The following is a 15,244-nucleotide window of genomic DNA, read 5'->3' as shown; positions in this document are numbered from 1 at the left end:
GAATTTCACCTCTTTATATAGTCCAGCATGGATAGACATTCTTCGGTCAGCTCTTCCCCGTCAATAATGAGGTCTCCCAGACTGTCCATTGCCAGCTCATTAATCTCATCGTAGAGCAGCTCTGCCATCGTTCCTGCTCCCGCAGCCAGCCGCTGCACCTTCGCAGAGCCGTCCTCCTCTGCCAGCGTCAGCACGGCCTCCCGTTGCAGCGGAGTCAGCTCTGAAGCGAACAGCGTCCAGCGGTCCGCTTCGCTATCTGAGGCTGGCGGCTGAGAATCGGCAAGTTTCTGTCCGGCAGACAGGGAATCACCCGGGAGGTCTTCCCGCGTGCCTCCTAACCGCCCACCACCAGCCATCCGGCCCGCTTGCTCTTCAGCTTTTGCAGAGCTATCCTCATTTGCCGATACAGCTGATGCAACTCTTTCATTCGCATTCGCAACACTTTCCTCGCCCGCTGATTCGGCTCCTCCATGTGCTCCTTCAGACTCAATTATCCATTCCGCGTCATCCTCATGACCCGGCTCCCCGGTGTCTTCCACCGTAAGCAAGGAACGCACCACCTCGGAGTCGCTTGCCAACTGCTCCAGCTTCTGCTGGTCAATGACCACTGCCGGTCCCTTCTCTTCCAGCTCCGCCTTGCGGAATTCACGCTCCAGGAACCGGGTGACGAGATCATCCATATCGGCATCAACCCGGACATCCTTCAGTCTTCCCCGGTATCCCATCAGCGCCCGCAGCTTATTCTCGGTCAGCCGGAACAGCCGGGTAATCAGGCTGCGCAGCGGCGGGGACTTGCTGACCCGGATGACAGGCACAAGAACAGAATAGCCATACAGGGAGATATCGTATACCGCGCTGCGGAACAAATAACGCTCACGGACGACAGGAGGGGCAGGCGGGAACATCGTGATTAGATTCGAGCCATGCTTCCGCGCGACATAAGCATCAATTAGGGCTACAACCTGGGGAATATAACGATCCGCAGCGATTTTACCCTCGCCGGTATAGAATTTGGACTTGCTGATATCATAGTCCGACATCACACTCAGTACCTCGATGCTAAGCTGCTCCGGGGCAGTAGACAGGCAGCGGACCAGCTCAAGCTCAGCCAGATCCCCGGCCAGCCCGCGCGAACGGGCCACAATCTCCGAGAGAGGGATATCCAGCTTATGGACAAAAGAGAAATCCGCAATCCACCCGCCAAGGTACTGATCCAGACGTTTGTAACTATCACGGTAGGCCTCCCACAGCAGACCGAGCTGACGGCAGCCCTCCTGAGGCTCGTCCCAGCCCACACCGTTAATCAGCTCATAGATATGCAGGAAGATATATGAGAGATCGGTCTTCGGGTATCTCCCCTGCCGGACTTCATCCCGCCAAAAGAAATACCATCTGCTCTGCGCGCCGGTCATATGCCCGTAGGTGGGCCAATAGCTTTTGAACGGGACGAACAGCGCCGCAGGCTCCTTATGCTCTACAAGCTCACGTGCACGCTGGACGAACTCGCTCTCTGTAGTGGTTACCGGCTCCACACTCTCTTCCATATCCCAGAGCTGGAGCTGGACTGTATCGTAACCGGACGTTGTCTTCTTAACCGGCTCTGACTTAGGCTTCCGGCTGCCTTCATCTACAGTACCGCGCGGCGGAATCGCCACATTCTGCTCCGTACTCTCCCAGACCAACTCCGAGAAATGCAGCCCCTGCCTGTCTTTAGCCATGCTTCATCGCCCCACCCGTATGTCTTGGTAATTCTCACATTATATCATATACCCTAAGCAGCCGATGCAGCCGTTCCAGTCATGTATTGGAGCAGTTAATAAAGTTACTATACTTGCTACTCTTACTCCCCGCTACTCCTATCCCGCTCTGCCGGACTGAGATTCCGTTATTCCGAACAAATCCGGCAAATATGACAGTCAAGCGGACTCAGAATCCCTTAATTAGACAATATCGTCTCATTTCAGGGCCAAATAACCCAAATAAGCGCTTCTCAGTCCGCTCGGGCCTCATAAAGTAGCTTTTTGAAGAAATAACGGATTCTCAGTCCGCATAACCGCTAAAATATCTGAAGCATCTGTCTATAGAGTCGCACAGTCGCACAGCAGGAATGCACCCGCCGCCGGCGTACCGCCATAAATCAATAAAAAGACCTTGAGAGACTAACTCCTCAAGATCTTGGATGAGAGCGTCTGTCACCACACCGCAACTTGATGTAACCTGCCGGGCAATGAGAACGTTCGTTTGTGTCTCCATAAGAATATACTATACTCACCCTGCGGGCTGCAATAGCGGAGCAAAGCTACAGGGGTTTACTATATAAATTGAACTAAAAATTCAAGTTAAAGGAAAAGTGGCGGAGGGGAATTTTGGAACTGGAGGAGCGGTAGCGACCGCCTTTGTGTTTGAATTTCTACCGCGTAACGCGGTTTAAATCAGGAAATTCAAACACAACAGCGGCCGGAAGTCCAAAACTTCTCTGGAGTCACGGCTATTCCCAAAACATAAAAAACCACTAGTTCAATTTATATAGTACTTGCACCTGCCCTTGCCCCCCACCCTCACCCCTTCAAATAATCACTCGGGCTGCGCCCGGTAATCATCTTGAACACCTGACTGAAATAGGCGGGGTTGTTGAAGCCGACCATTTCACTGATCTCATACACCATATGCTGGCCGGATTGCAGGAATTCGATGGCCCGGTCCACCCGGTACTGATTCAGGTAGCTGACGAAATTCTCACCGCTGATCCGTTTGAACAGCTGGCTGAGATATTTCGGATGCACATGCAGCTCCTGCGCGAGGCCCATGAAGCTGATCTCCTGAGTGTAGTGGGCTTCCACATAGCTTTTGACGCTCTCTACCAGACGGTTCTTCTTGACGTTCATCTCGGTAAAAGCTGCGGTCAGGAAGGCCGGAATCATCTGCCCCATCCACTCCGTCAAGCTTCTCCAGGTATAATAGCCCGTCACCGCCTGCAGGAATTCGGACATGCTCATAGGGGGAGTGCGGCCCGGGCAGCAGGCATTCCAGTAATACATCAGCGTAGTGAACAGCCCGACACACACCGTCTGTATGTCCTGAATATTATTCTGGTCCTCCTGCCGGAGCCTGCCGAAGATGATCTCCCAGGTCTCCCATACTTTTGAGGAATCCCTGCACAGCAGCACCTCATTCCACTCCTGGAGCAGCCGGGAATAGTCCTCCAGCGTCCACGGGTTGGTGGCTTTGCACGGCTCATAGGCATAGATGGGACTGGTCTCCTGAAACTCCGCGGAAGCAAGCGCCTCTCTGCTCTCCAGATAAGAATCGATCAGTTCATGGATGGCAGATTTGACCGAACCAATGCCGGCATAGGCCTGAAGCTGAATGTAATTTCGGATCTTATCCATCGTCTCCTGCACTACTTCCTTCAGAACCGGGATCGGTTCTCCCGCCTCACGATCCAGCAGCAGCACCACCAGCAGATCGTCGGAATAGTCCAGCACATGACCTTGCACAGAGGGATGTCCGGCAAGCTTGTGCTGGAGTGTCTCCCGGCAGATATTGCCCGCTCCGAAGCGCAGCAGCTGCCATTCGCGCTCCTTCAGCTTATGCAGCGGCGAAGGCCGGTTCAGCTGGATGCTGGCCGCCGCCAGCCGCTGCGGACGGGTAATCTGGAGATATCCGAGCCGCTCCTCGGAACATTCCTCCGCACTGTAGCGGGTGGTCAACAGCTCCATAAGCAGACGTTCCCGCAGAAAAGGAAGCGTGCGGCCGATTTCCTGCTGATAACGCTCCTCCAGCCGCTTCTTCTGCTCTCCGGCATCCAGATCCAGCAGCACAGCGCGAAGCACTGCTTCGATCTCGTCTACCCGGGCCGGCTTCAGCAGGAAATGGCTGACGCCCCAGCGCATCGCCTGCCGGGCATTCTCGAATTCCTCGTAGCCGCTCAAGATAATAACCGGCAGCTCCGGGGCCAGCTCCCTTAGCGCCTCTGTAAGCTCCAGCCCGCCCATGCCCGGCATATAGACATCGGTCATCACCAGATCGGGGGAGAGCCTGCGGAACAGCTCCAGCGCTTCATGGCCGTTGACCGCTGTTCCAGCCAGGGTCAGGCCCAGCTTCTCCCAGCCCACATGTCTCGTAAGGGCTTTCAGAATATGCGGGTCGTCATCCACCAGCAGTATAGAGCGGCTCATATCTGATCGCGCAGCAGCCGTTCCAGCTGCTCCTCCGTCTCAATGACTGGCAGCGTAATCATAGCCGCAACCCCTCTCTCCGGCCGGTTGGCCAAGTATAGTCCATACGGTTCCCCGCAGTACAACTGAATCCGGCTCATCACATTCCGGGTGCCGATGCCGCTCACCTGCTCCATCGACCAGCCTTCCTCTAAGCCCCGGCCGTTATCCAGCAGTGTGATTTGCAAGTAAGGCTGCCTTCCCGGCGTCTTAATCTCCTGCACCTCCAGATGAATCTGCAAAGGGCCGGAGCCAGGCTCCCGGCTGCCATGAATAATTGAATTCTCAATCAGCGGCTGGAGAATGACCTTCGGAATGAAATAACTCCGGACCGCCGGGTCCGCAATCGACTCCGTATACTCAATGGCAATCGGCAGCCGTTCCTGCTGGATGCTGACATAACACCGCGCATGCTCCAGCTCGTCGCGCAGACGAATGAGCATTCTGCCGCCGCTCAGGCCGATGCGCAGCATTTTGCCAAGCTGGGTAATCATGTAGCTGATATCCTGGGCGTCGTAATCCATTGCCTTCCAGTGAATCATATCCAGTGTGTTGTACAGGAAATGCGGCTTGATCTGGGCCTCCAGCAGCCCTGCCTGAGCCTCCCGCTTCGCGGCGCTTGCTTCCCGCTCGCTCTGCACCAGCTCCTGCAGCCGGTTCACCATGTGGTTGAAGCCGTAAGACATCTGCGTGTATTCCTCCGTCAGCGACTCACTCATACTAGCCCGGAAGTCTCCGCGCTCCAGCTTCCGCATCTCCTGAATCAGCCTGCGTACCGGACGGATCATATTGCGGATGAAGAAGTACGCCAGCAGCGCCGACAGGAGCAGGCAGAGCAGTCCGATCCCGATCACCTGCCTGTCCGCCTTACGAACCTCCTGCAGCAACTCACGGGTCGGGATGACCTGAACCAGCCGCCAGGAGATAGTGCTCGGTCTGGAGAACAGGACGAGATAGGACTGTCCGTCCTTGTTCAGCAGCTCATAGCCTTCATTGCCCTCATACGTATGCTGGTAGAGCCAGTCCGCATCTAGTACAGTTTTGCCGGCAGAGCCCTCCTCCTTGTTCACCAGCAGCAGAAGATTGCCGCTTGTATCCACCAGATGAATCTGACCGTCCAGCACAGCAGGGATATCCTTGAACTGCTTTAGGATATCGTCTGCGGACAGCCGGATATAGAGGTAGCCGATCGTTTTGCCTTCATTTCCGAACAGATGCTGGATATGGCCGATCAGATAAGGCTCGTCTTCGCCGCCGCTGCCCTCCAGGGGAACCCAGAGTGAATCCGCCTGCTTCAGCTGGGGATACCAGCTCTCGTTCCTAATCGAAGAGACAGGAAAGACAAGGTCCGTGGAGCTTTGCGGCACCCCGCTGAACAAGTCACTGTAAATCTCAATTGAGCTTACCCCTTCGTTCAGCACCAGCGAATGCTGGAGAATCTCCGTAATCTCCCGCCTCCTGGAGATCATCTGATACTTGGAGCCAGGCGTAGTCTCCAGCCCCTCAATAACGTTCTTGTTCGCGGCAATAGAGTAGGCGGTGCCTGACACATTGGTCATGAAGTCGAAGCCGCGCTTCGTGCTCTCATTCAGCAGGGCAAGCCTGGTGGTGCTGATCTCGCTGAAGGTTACGTCCGAGAAGGTCCGGTACGCCAGCAGGACTATGAACCCGAGAAAGATCAGATTGAACGTAATAATACTGGCCGCCATCAGCGTGGAGAGCTTGCTCCGCCTGATCCGCAGCAGCCAGGTGCCGAGCATTCTTTTTTGCATTTGCCCCATCCCTATGCTTTTCCCAAGATTCTATCCTTTCAGGCCGGATGTCGCAATTCCTTCCACGAAATACTTTTGCAGCGTGATAAAGAGAATGAAGCACGGCACCAGCGACAGCACCGACATGGCGAACATCGGGCCCCAATCCGACTGCGAGCTGGAGTCCAGGAACAGCCGCAGCCCGAGCGGCACGGTGTATTTTCCAATATCGCTAAGGAAGATGAGCTGGCTGAAGAAATCATCCCAGGTCCACATAAAGGTGAAAATCATCGTCGTGATCAGCGCAGGCAGCGCCAGCGGAATAATAATCCGGCTGAAGATTTGCACCGGCCCGCAGCCGTCAATCGTTGCCGCTTCGTCCAGCTCCTTCGGCAAACCCCGGATGAACTGGACCGTCAGGAAGATAAAGAAGCCGTCCGTCGCCATCCACTTGGGCAGAATCAGCGGCGCGAAGGTGTTCACCCAACCCAGGCTGTTGAAAAGGATATAACGCGGGATAAGGGTCACATGCAGCGGGAGCATAATCGTCATCAGCATCAGCGCGAAGCCCAGTGCCTTGAACCGGAAATTCAGCCGCGCGAACGCATAAGCCGCCATGGAGCAGGTGATCACATTACCGAGCACGGCCCCCAGAGAGACCAGAGCCGAGTTCTGCAGGAACCGGGCGAAGGAGCTGCCCTGGAACCCGAACCAGCCGCTGACATAATTATGGAAATTCCACTGCCGGGGCCAGAACCAGATTTCCGAGAAAATCATATTCGCCGGCTTGAACGAGCTGCCTACCAGCCACAGCACCGGGTACAGCATGACAAAGGCGATCAGACAGATGATGAAGTGCTTGAGCCATATGGCACTTTTCGAAGCGCTGCCTGTATCCATAGCTTATTTCCCCCCATCTTCATAATGCACCCACAGCTTGCTGCTGCCGAATAGCAGGAGTGTGAATACCCCGATCAGCAGCACCAGTACCCAGGCCATCGCCGAGGCATAGCCCATCTGGAAGAAGGAGAAGCCCTTCTTGTACAGGTACAGGGAATACATCAGGGTGGAATTCACCGGTCCCCCGCTGCCGTTACTGATAATGAACGCTTGGGTGAACGACTGGAAGGCGGTGATCGTCTGCATGATGACATTGAAAAAGATAACCGGAGACAGCACCGGCAGCGTAATGTGCAGGAATTGCCCCACTTTGCCTGCACCGTCCACCGAGGAGGCGTCATAATATTCCGGCGGCACCTGCTTCAGCCCGGACAGGAAGATGATCATCGACGAGCCGAATTGCCATACCGACAGCAGGATCAGCGAATACAGCGAGTATTTGGGATTCGATACCCAGTCAGGCGCCTGTATCCCCGCCATGGCCAATAGCTGATTCAGCAGCCCATCGCCGCCGAGCATCTTGCGCCACAGCATCGCAATAGCGACACTGCCTCCAAGCAGCGTAGGGATGTAATAGACCGTCCGGTAGATGCCGAGGCCCCGTATGCCTTTGTTAAGAAGCAGGGCGACCGCCAAGGCAAACATCAGCTTCAGCGGCACCGACACGAATACGAAGATAAATGTCACCTTAAGCGACTGGATAAATAGCGGATCTGCAGTGAGCATGGTGGTGAAGTTATCCAATCCGATCCATCTGGAGCTCTCCAGAATACTGTAATCTGTAAAAGAAAAATAGAGTGAGGCCGCCATCGGCCCCAAGGTCAGGCACACCAGCCCCAGCAGCCAGGGCGACAGGAACAGGAGGGCAATCCCGTTCTGATTGTAGCGCAGCTTTGTTTTACGCCGCTTCATCCCTGCTGGTCTATCTACTGTAATCAGATCTGCACTCAATGGCTCTCTCGCTCCTCTGTATTTATTTGGCCTTGTCCAGTATGGCGTTAGCACCGGAGATGAACTGCTCGCTTACCTGCGGAATGCCGGCCTGACCGAAGGAGATCTGCTCGCTGGCGCTCTTGAAGTTCTTATCAATCTCCGAGAAGCCCTGCGGGTAAGGCGGGTCAATATCACTGGAATGCTTGGAGACCACATCGATAAAATCAAAGATTAACTGCTCCTCGGCGGTAAGCGAGGGCTTCAACTGCTCCCGCACTGCGGAATTGACCGGCACTCCCCGTTCAGCCCCCAGAATAGCGGTGCCTTCCGGATCATTGACCATGAAGTCGATCAGCTTCGCCACCTCTTTGGGATACTTGGTCTTGGCATTCCCGGAGATGAACTGGCCGGGCTTCAGATATTCGCCGATCTTCTGCTCCCCTTCCATATGCGGAATCACCTGCATCTTCAGCTTCTGGCTCTGATCCTTCAGCACATTCTGATAGGTAATCAGCTGGTTGGACCAGGCAAAATCAAGGGCAGACTGGCCAATGGACAGTGGCCGGGTCTCCAGAGCATTCGTCATCGCGGCAGTTACCTCTGCCGTTGTAGCGCCGCCGCTGTCCCGCAGCCCCTGCCAGTAATTGAACCATTCATCGATGACCTCCCGGGAGACCCCGAGCTTATTCCCGGCGAACAGGCCGCTCCCGTTCTGGCGCACGAATACCTCGAAGATGTTCGTAGTGCCCGAAATATCCGGCGTACCATAGTAGCCGTCGCCTTTCTTCTTAGCAATCGTATTCGCCATCTCCGCAAAATCCTTCCACGTCCACGACTCCTGCGGCTCCGCAATTCCCAGCTCCTGAAGCACGGAAGCATTATAGACAACGCCGGGAGCGTTCACTCCAAGCGTGACGGCGTACAATTTGCCGTCAATGCTTCCTGCCGAGAGCATGCTGCTGTCATGGTCCTCCGTCCGCAGCGTTCCATCCTGGGTATAAGGCGTCAGGTCAAGCAAGGTGCCGCGCTTGGCGTAATCGGACAGGAACGCATAGTCCATCTGAATGATATCCGGAGCATTCGAGCCAGCCACCTGGGTAGACAGCTTATCGAAATAGCCGTCCCAGCCGGAATATTCCGGCTTAATCGTAATACCCGGATTCTTCTCCTCGAAGCGCTTGATCATCTTGGTAGTCAGATCGTGGCGTGTCTGCGAGCCCCACCAGGTCATTCGCAGCTCAATTGCAGGTGCCGAACCCTCAGTCTTGGAAGAAGCCTTAGCGCCGTCCGGTGCATTCGATCCGCCGGATGAGCATGCAGCCGTAGTCATCAGCATTATGGAGCTTAGAAGCAGTACAAGTCCTTTGGTCCCCTTGATTGTCATCTGTTGCCTCCTCAAATTTGTGAAGTAAGCGGTTACATTAATGATTATACGGAACGCTCTGCATAGGGTAAATCCAGAAAAGTAAGGGGTTATATCAAATAAGTAAGACAAAAGCCAGCCGGAATCTTCCGGCTGGCCTGTTAGTCCTGGTTAGTTCTTTTAAGTATAAATCTGTTCCGTAAGCAGTCTACTCTAGCTCCAGTCCCTTCGTTTCCTTCCCCAGGAACAGCACCGCCAGAGCGCCGATTACAATCGTGACGAAGAAGATCATGAAGATGGAGCCAATCCCGACCGCCTTGCCAACCAACAGGCCGACCAGCGTTGGGGCAATAATGCCTCCAATCCGTCCAAAGGAGGTGGCGAGTCCGGCACCTGTAGAACGGATCTTAGTCGGATACAACTCAGGTGTGTAGGCGTACATCCCGCCCCACGCTCCCAGGTTGAAGAACGACAGGCAGATCCCGGCAGCCATCAGCATGCCTTCGGTCGTTGAATTGCCGAACCAGGCAGCGCTAACGGCTGTCAACAGCAGGTAGATGACCAGTACGAACTTGCGGCCGTATTTCTCGATGAAATAAGCGGCGGTGAAGTACCCCGGCAACTGGGCGAGTGTCATGATCAGCACATACTCGAAGCTTTTGACCAGACTGAAGCCCTTCAGCACCATCACCGTCGGCAGCCACAGGAACATTCCATAATAAGAGAACACCACGGTAAACCACAGAATCCACAGCATGATGGTCGAGCGGCGGTACTCTGCCGACCAGACTGCCGCTACACGCTTCTTCAAGGGCACTGGAGGAGCTTTCTTGATCTCCGCGAACTTCGGTGAGTCATCGATTGCCCTGCGCAGATAGAGCGCATATAGCGCCGGTACCGCCCCGATGGCGAAGGCGACCCGCCAGCCGTAATCCGGAATGACGAAGTACGCAATCAGCGCCGACAGAATCCAGCCCACCGCCCAGAAGCTCTCAAGCAGCACAACAGCACGGCCTCTTTCCTTGACCGGCATGCTCTCGGATACCAGCGTAGAAGCCACCGGCAGCTCTCCGCCCAGCCCGAAGCCGGCAACGAAGCGCAGCACACATAATACTGCATAACCTGCGGCGAATGCCGACAGTCCGCTTGCAATCGAGAAGATCAGCAGCGTCCAGAGCAGCACCGATTTGCGGCCGAAGCGGTCCGCCATAATTCCGGCTGCGGCTGCACCGACCGCCATCCCTACCGAGTTAATGCTGGTTAAATAGCCGATCTTTTCCGGTCCCAGCGACCATTCCTTGGCTAGTGCAGCCACGACGAACGAGATCATCCCTACATCCATCGCGTCGAACATCCAGCTTAGACCTGCACTGAAGAGCAGCTTCCGCTGCTTCGGATTCTGCAGCAGCGACATTTGATTCCACATGACTTAAGGCCCCTCTCCCCTGATTCCCGCTAATCCAATAGTTCCTGACTAGTATCACTTACACATTCTAGAAGCGGATGATTCAAAAATCAAGGAATAACACCGCATTGAAATATTGCCGGGCCATCGCCTGAAAATAACAGGTCTGCACCGAGATGGCAGCGATCAGCAGCATATTCTGCACCGCATCCCGCTGCCCTCTGCTCAGGTGGCTGAGTCGCTTCATCATTTTGTCCATGGCCGACTTGATTGCGCTGTCCGATTTCCACTGATATTCCTTAGGATTACCGGTTAGAGCATGCCCATGCGCCGGCACCGGGGAACGGGTCTTGATCTCCTCGAACAGCTCAGCATATCCGTGATACAGCTGTGCCGGCTCCACCAGATCATCGTCATCGCGCTCAGGCGCCAGGAACAGCATACGAAAGAGCTGCCTGATGCTCTCGAAATCAAGCGCAGCCTTCAGATCATCTATTATAAATAGAATGGCCGCCTGATTAATGGAGTACTTCTTCCCTTCACGCGGGGACCCGAGATATTCCTTGAAATCACGCTTCACCCAATTCTGCATAGCAGAGACGGATAAAGTGGAATACTCAATCAGACCGCCAAGCGAAGCAATTTCACCCAGGGACAGCCCTTTGACGCCGCCGCCTTTGATCAGCTTTTGCAGAATCGGGGGGATATCCGTAGACAGAAAAGCGGGCAGGCTTGTCCCCTCCCGCACCTCGTCACGGTGGAACTTAGTCCAGGCTTCCTGCAGAATATGGAGCGGCTTACGCTCCGAGTTGGGCCCTAGAGACAGTAATAGTCCGGACATCTCTATCCGGCTAAGTGTAAAAGCTTCCATAGCTGGCAACCCTCCACCATTTGATATTTCACTGAAAAGTTCGTACAATAGGTTCATATGAACTCATAATATGAGTATAACCTATTTTAGGGACGAAAGGGATGGTAAAGATTATATGGGTATAGGACTTAGTTTGACGCTCGTGGCAATTTTGATTATTTTAACCGCATTTTTTGTAGCGACGGAGTTTGCAGTAGTGAGATTACGGGGCAGCCAGGTCAGCCAAATGGTGCTGGACGGCAAGAAGAACGCACTGGCAGTACAGCGGGTAGCCGCTAACCTGGACGGATATCTGTCCGCCTGTCAGCTCGGTATCACGATTACTGCACTCGGGATCGGGGCATTGGCAGAGCCTGCCTTTGAGCAGCTGCTCATTCCACTGTTTGATCTGGCTGGTGTGAGTCACAACGTTAGTAAGCCCATTGCTTTTGCATTGGCCTTCATTATCGCCACCTTCCTCCACGTCGTGGTCGGAGAGCTTGCACCGAAGACCGCCGCTATTAATATTCCGGAGAAAATTGGTCAGATTACCGCACCGCTGATTATTTGGTTCTACAGAATATTGTACCCTTTGATTTGGATCATGAACGGTTCTGCCAACCTGCTCGTCCGTATGTTCGGCATGAAGCCTGCCAGTGAACACGGCGACGCGCACAGTGAAGACGAGATCCGCCTGATCTTGTCCGAGAGCTATGAGAGCGGCAAAATCAACAAAGCGGAATATGGTTATGTTAACCGGATTTTCACCTTTGATGAGATGCTCGCCAAGGAAATTATGGTTCCCCGGACAGATATGGTCTGCCTGTTCACCGATCATTCGCTGCAGGAGAATTTTGAAATTATCCGCAAGGAGCAGTATACCCGCTTCCCTGTAGCTGACGGCAGCAAAGACAATATCATTGGCATGATTAATACCAAGCAGCTCTACCTGCAATACGACAATAATCCTGATTTCGATTTCAAAAGCCTGATCCTGCCTCTGGTGACAGTATCGGAGGTTACGCCAGTAAAGACCCTCCTGACCCGTATGCAGAAGGAGCGCGTGCATATCGCCCTGCTGCTGGATGAATACGGCGGCACCTCCGGTCTGATTACGATTGAGGATATTCTGGAGGAGATCGTCGGTGAGATCCGCGATGAGTTCGACGAGGATGAGCGCAGAAATGTGGAAAAGCTGAGCGACACTCATTATCTGTTCGACGGCAATGTCTCCCTGCTGGAGGTCAAGGATCTTACCGGACTTGATTTCCATGATGAAGAAGTCACCACAATCGGCGGATGGCTGTACAGTCATATGGAAGAACCGGCTGTCGGCAAAAGCCTCACCTACGAGCATGTCACCCTGACGGTCCGAGAGATGAACCGCCACCGTATCCGCAAGGTGGAGATCCTGATCGATCTTCCGGTCACCGAAGAATCAGATGCACACCACGAGTAAGGCTTATAGATAAGCTGCAACAAGTAAGGCGCTCCCCTTGAGTTACTGGGGAGCGCCTTTGTTCTTGTACTTGAATGTAATCGGCTGGCACAGCGGCATATGGACACAATGTATGTAAAAAACAACATACATTCGGCTACCACGCAGGTAATCCTATGGATCCGTTAGGATGCTTTGTTCAAATTTATATGTTGCACACGATAAATGTTCCTTCTATTTCTCGCTGAAACGGTACCGTTAAAGTTAGCAAAATCAAACTACAACTTTCCACCAACTCATTGCAGGTAGTGCTCTTCCTCCGAATCCGTTCGTCATTTCCTTTATTCCATCCTTATAGTTAATGCGATTAACTATATACTTTTCCTTTCCTCCTGCAATAAAAAGCGAATATTATCCTTGTATAATTAACGTGATTAACAAATATAATTAACCCGGTTAACTAAGTGACGGAGCGGCAGATCATTAACACGTTTCCGTCCGGGTCCTTAAAGTTAAACCAGTGGTCATTCTCAATATCCGTAAGGATCTCTGCCCCGCTGGCTTTGACATAATCATAGGCGGCATCAATATCATCGGTAAGCAGATGGAAGGACGGCACCTTCAGCACGGCTTCGGCTGTGAATATTTTACTGTCCAGTACAATCCCCGGCCCCTGCATCGGCACCTCATACAGATGCCCGAATAATACTTCGCCGTCAAGCGGCAGTCCGAGCAGACTGCAATACCAGTTCTTGGACCTTTCGATATCACTAACCGGGATGAAGACAGCGCCAATCTGATTGCGTATCGGACTTGTCACAGCAGTATAGCCTCCTCATAGAGTGCAAGTTGTTGAATCCTACAGCCTTTAATGATTTCGATAAAATATGTCAATTTCCTGCCTGTTTAGGGATGAGAATATAAGTTATGCTATAATCTTGTCAGATCCTATCCCTATTGTCAGGAGAATGAACTTGGCTAACCTTTTCTTTGGGCATTTGAAGCTGACGCCGCCCAAAATACTATCGCTCGGCTTCGTGCTGCTGATCGCTGCCGGAACCCTGCTGCTGTCCCTGCCTGCCGCTTCTACGGGCGGAAGAATCTCGTTCATTGATGCGCTGTTCATGGCGACCTCTGCGACCTGTGTAACCGGACTTGCCGTCATAGATACGGGTACGCAGCTTTCGACCTTTGGACAGATCGTGCTGCTGGTGCTGTTCCAGTTCGGCGGTCTTGGATTCGTAACGATGGCTACGCTGATTACGCTGGTGCTGAACAAACGAATCTCATTGAAGGAACGCCTCTTGCTGCAGGAATCCATGAACCAGAATTCCATGCAGGGTATTGTGAAGCTGATCCGCCGGGTGCTTATCTACTCCCTCGTGATCCAGTTGACCGGCGCCATTCTGCTGGCCGCAAGATTTATAGTAGATATGCCTATAGGCAAAGCAGTGTATTACGGAATATTCCATAGTATCTCCATCTTCAACAACGCGGGCTTCGATCTGTTCGGCGACGTTCACGGGCCATTCAGCGGTTTAACACGCTATGTGGAAGATCCTATTGTGAATATTACCTCCATGCTGCTGATTTTCCTCGGCGGTATCGGCTTCATTGTATTGTCCGATGTGATCGATTATCCCAAGCGCAAGCGGCTGACACTACATTCGAAGGTCGTGCTCGCAACTTCAGCAGTGCTGATTCTGGTCGGAGCTGTTGTCTTCTTCTGGCTGGAGCTGAACGCTACACTGAAGCCGCTGCATGCCGGAGGCAAGATTATGGCCTCCTTCCTGCAAGCTATTACGCCCCGTTCCGGCGGGGTGACAACCATTGAGATTCCGCTGCTGCGGGAATCCACCCAATTCCTGATGATTCTGCTGATGTTCATCGGGGCGGCTCCCGGCTCCACCGGCGGCGGAATCAAGATTACCACCTTTGCGATTCTGGCCAGCACCGCCTACGCCAAGCTAAGGGGCAAAGAGGATATCGTCATGTTCCGCCACCGGATCTCGAAGGAGAATGTATACAGGGCTATTACTATGACGCTGCTCTCTCTAATGTTGGTGGTCATCTCTACCATGCTATTGTCCGTAACAGAGAGCGCGGATTTCCTGAGCGTATTGTTCGAGGCGGTGTCCGCTTTCGGCACTTCAGGCATCACTATGGGACTGACCACAGAGCTGACCACGATCGGCAAGGTGCTGGTGATCATTCTTATGTTCGTGGGCCGGACCGGACCGCTTACTCTGGCCTATGCGCTCAAGCCGAAGAACAGCAAGGAGCTGTACCGTTACCCGGAAGGCAATATCACCATCGGCTAAGAAAGCACACATAAGAAATGCGACCCTGCTCGTCCTAGGCAATCAGACGGGACGGGGTCGCATTGT

Annotated in this window: 11 protein-coding genes; 2 read left to right on the top strand and 9 right to left on the bottom strand. The window is 53.6% G+C overall.

What is annotated here, in order from left to right; translation table 11 throughout:
- Positions 1-5 precede the first annotated feature (5 nt).
- From MHH78_RS19020 to MHH78_RS18985, 8 genes are all read right to left on the bottom strand, one after another.
- A complete protein-coding gene (locus MHH78_RS19020) occupies positions 6-1,718 on the bottom strand; it encodes a TerB N-terminal domain-containing protein (RefSeq protein WP_341168415.1) in 1,713 nt (570 codons plus the stop codon).
- Positions 1,719-2,558: 840 nt separating this feature from the next.
- Positions 2,559-4,178 (bottom strand): response regulator, encoded by a 1,620-nt coding sequence (locus MHH78_RS19015; RefSeq protein WP_341168414.1) that lies wholly within the window; start codon positions 4,176-4,178, stop codon positions 2,559-2,561.
- The gene (locus MHH78_RS19010) at positions 4,175-5,989 is read right to left on the bottom strand and encodes a sensor histidine kinase (RefSeq protein WP_341168413.1); all 1,815 of its coding nucleotides are present in this window, start codon (positions 5,987-5,989) and stop codon (positions 4,175-4,177) included. Before MHH78_RS19010 ends, MHH78_RS19015 begins: the two co-directional genes overlap by 4 nt.
- 30 nt (positions 5,990-6,019) lie before the next feature.
- A complete protein-coding gene (locus MHH78_RS19005) occupies positions 6,020-6,868 on the bottom strand; it encodes a carbohydrate ABC transporter permease (protein WP_076086200.1) in 849 nt (282 codons plus the stop codon).
- Between the two features lie 3 nt (positions 6,869-6,871).
- A complete protein-coding gene (locus MHH78_RS19000) occupies positions 6,872-7,780 on the bottom strand; it encodes a carbohydrate ABC transporter permease (protein WP_341170344.1) in 909 nt (302 codons plus the stop codon).
- Positions 7,781-7,841: 61 nt separating this feature from the next.
- On the bottom strand, positions 7,842-9,185 hold the full coding sequence (locus MHH78_RS18995; RefSeq protein ID WP_341168412.1) for an ABC transporter substrate-binding protein: 1,344 nt from the start codon (positions 9,183-9,185) through the stop codon (positions 7,842-7,844).
- A gap of 187 nt (positions 9,186-9,372) precedes the next feature.
- Positions 9,373-10,590: an MFS transporter gene (locus MHH78_RS18990; RefSeq protein WP_341168411.1), complete on the bottom strand. Its 1,218-nt coding sequence runs from the start codon at positions 10,588-10,590 to the stop codon at positions 9,373-9,375.
- Positions 10,591-10,672: 82 nt separating this feature from the next.
- Entirely contained in the window at positions 10,673-11,440 is a 768-nt protein-coding gene (locus MHH78_RS18985) for a DUF1836 domain-containing protein (protein WP_341168410.1), read from the bottom strand.
- 115 nt (positions 11,441-11,555) lie between these two features.
- Here MHH78_RS18985 and MHH78_RS18980 point away from each other — a divergent pair, with 115 nt between their 5' ends.
- Entirely contained in the window at positions 11,556-12,878 is a 1,323-nt protein-coding gene (locus tag MHH78_RS18980; protein WP_076086188.1) for a hemolysin family protein, read from the top strand.
- A gap of 439 nt (positions 12,879-13,317) precedes the next feature.
- Here the strand turns inward: MHH78_RS18980 and MHH78_RS18975 are convergent, their stop codons facing one another.
- Positions 13,318-13,677, bottom strand: a complete 360-nt coding sequence (locus MHH78_RS18975; protein WP_340940436.1) for a VOC family protein — start codon at positions 13,675-13,677, stop codon at positions 13,318-13,320.
- 148 nt (positions 13,678-13,825) lie between these two features.
- Here MHH78_RS18975 and MHH78_RS18970 point away from each other — a divergent pair, with 148 nt between their 5' ends.
- Positions 13,826-15,178: a TrkH family potassium uptake protein gene (locus tag MHH78_RS18970; RefSeq protein ID WP_445668052.1), complete on the top strand. Its 1,353-nt coding sequence runs from the start codon at positions 13,826-13,828 to the stop codon at positions 15,176-15,178.
- Positions 15,179-15,244 lie beyond the last annotated feature (66 nt).

The sequence above is a fragment of the Paenibacillus sp. FSL H3-0333 genome (assembly GCF_038002805.1).
GTDB classification, from domain to species: domain Bacteria; phylum Bacillota; class Bacilli; order Paenibacillales; family Paenibacillaceae; genus Paenibacillus_AQ; species Paenibacillus_AQ silagei.
This window is presented reverse-complemented; position numbering and strand designations above follow the sequence as displayed.

Coding starts and splice junctions, on each gene's coding strand:
- MHH78_RS19020 (WP_341168415.1), bottom strand. CDS start 1,718: ATGGCTAAAGACAGGCAGGGGCTGCATTTCTCGGAGTTGGTCTGGGAG.
- MHH78_RS19015 (WP_341168414.1), bottom strand. CDS start 4,178: ATGAGCCGCTCTATACTGCTGGTGGATGACGACCCGCATATTCTGAAA.
- MHH78_RS19010 (WP_341168413.1), bottom strand. CDS start 5,989: ATGCAAAAAAGAATGCTCGGCACCTGGCTGCTGCGGATCAGGCGGAGC.
- MHH78_RS19005 (WP_076086200.1), bottom strand. CDS start 6,868: ATGGATACAGGCAGCGCTTCGAAAAGTGCCATATGGCTCAAGCACTTC.
- MHH78_RS19000 (WP_341170344.1), bottom strand. CDS start 7,780: ATGAAGCGGCGTAAAACAAAGCTGCGCTACAATCAGAACGGGATTGCC.
- MHH78_RS18995 (WP_341168412.1), bottom strand. CDS start 9,185: ATGACAATCAAGGGGACCAAAGGACTTGTACTGCTTCTAAGCTCCATA.
- MHH78_RS18990 (WP_341168411.1), bottom strand. CDS start 10,590: ATGTGGAATCAAATGTCGCTGCTGCAGAATCCGAAGCAGCGGAAGCTG.
- MHH78_RS18985 (WP_341168410.1), bottom strand. CDS start 11,440: ATGGAAGCTTTTACACTTAGCCGGATAGAGATGTCCGGACTATTACTG.
- MHH78_RS18980 (WP_076086188.1), top strand. CDS start 11,556: ATGGGTATAGGACTTAGTTTGACGCTCGTGGCAATTTTGATTATTTTA.
- MHH78_RS18970 (WP_445668052.1), top strand. CDS start 13,826: ATGAACTTGGCTAACCTTTTCTTTGGGCATTTGAAGCTGACGCCGCCC.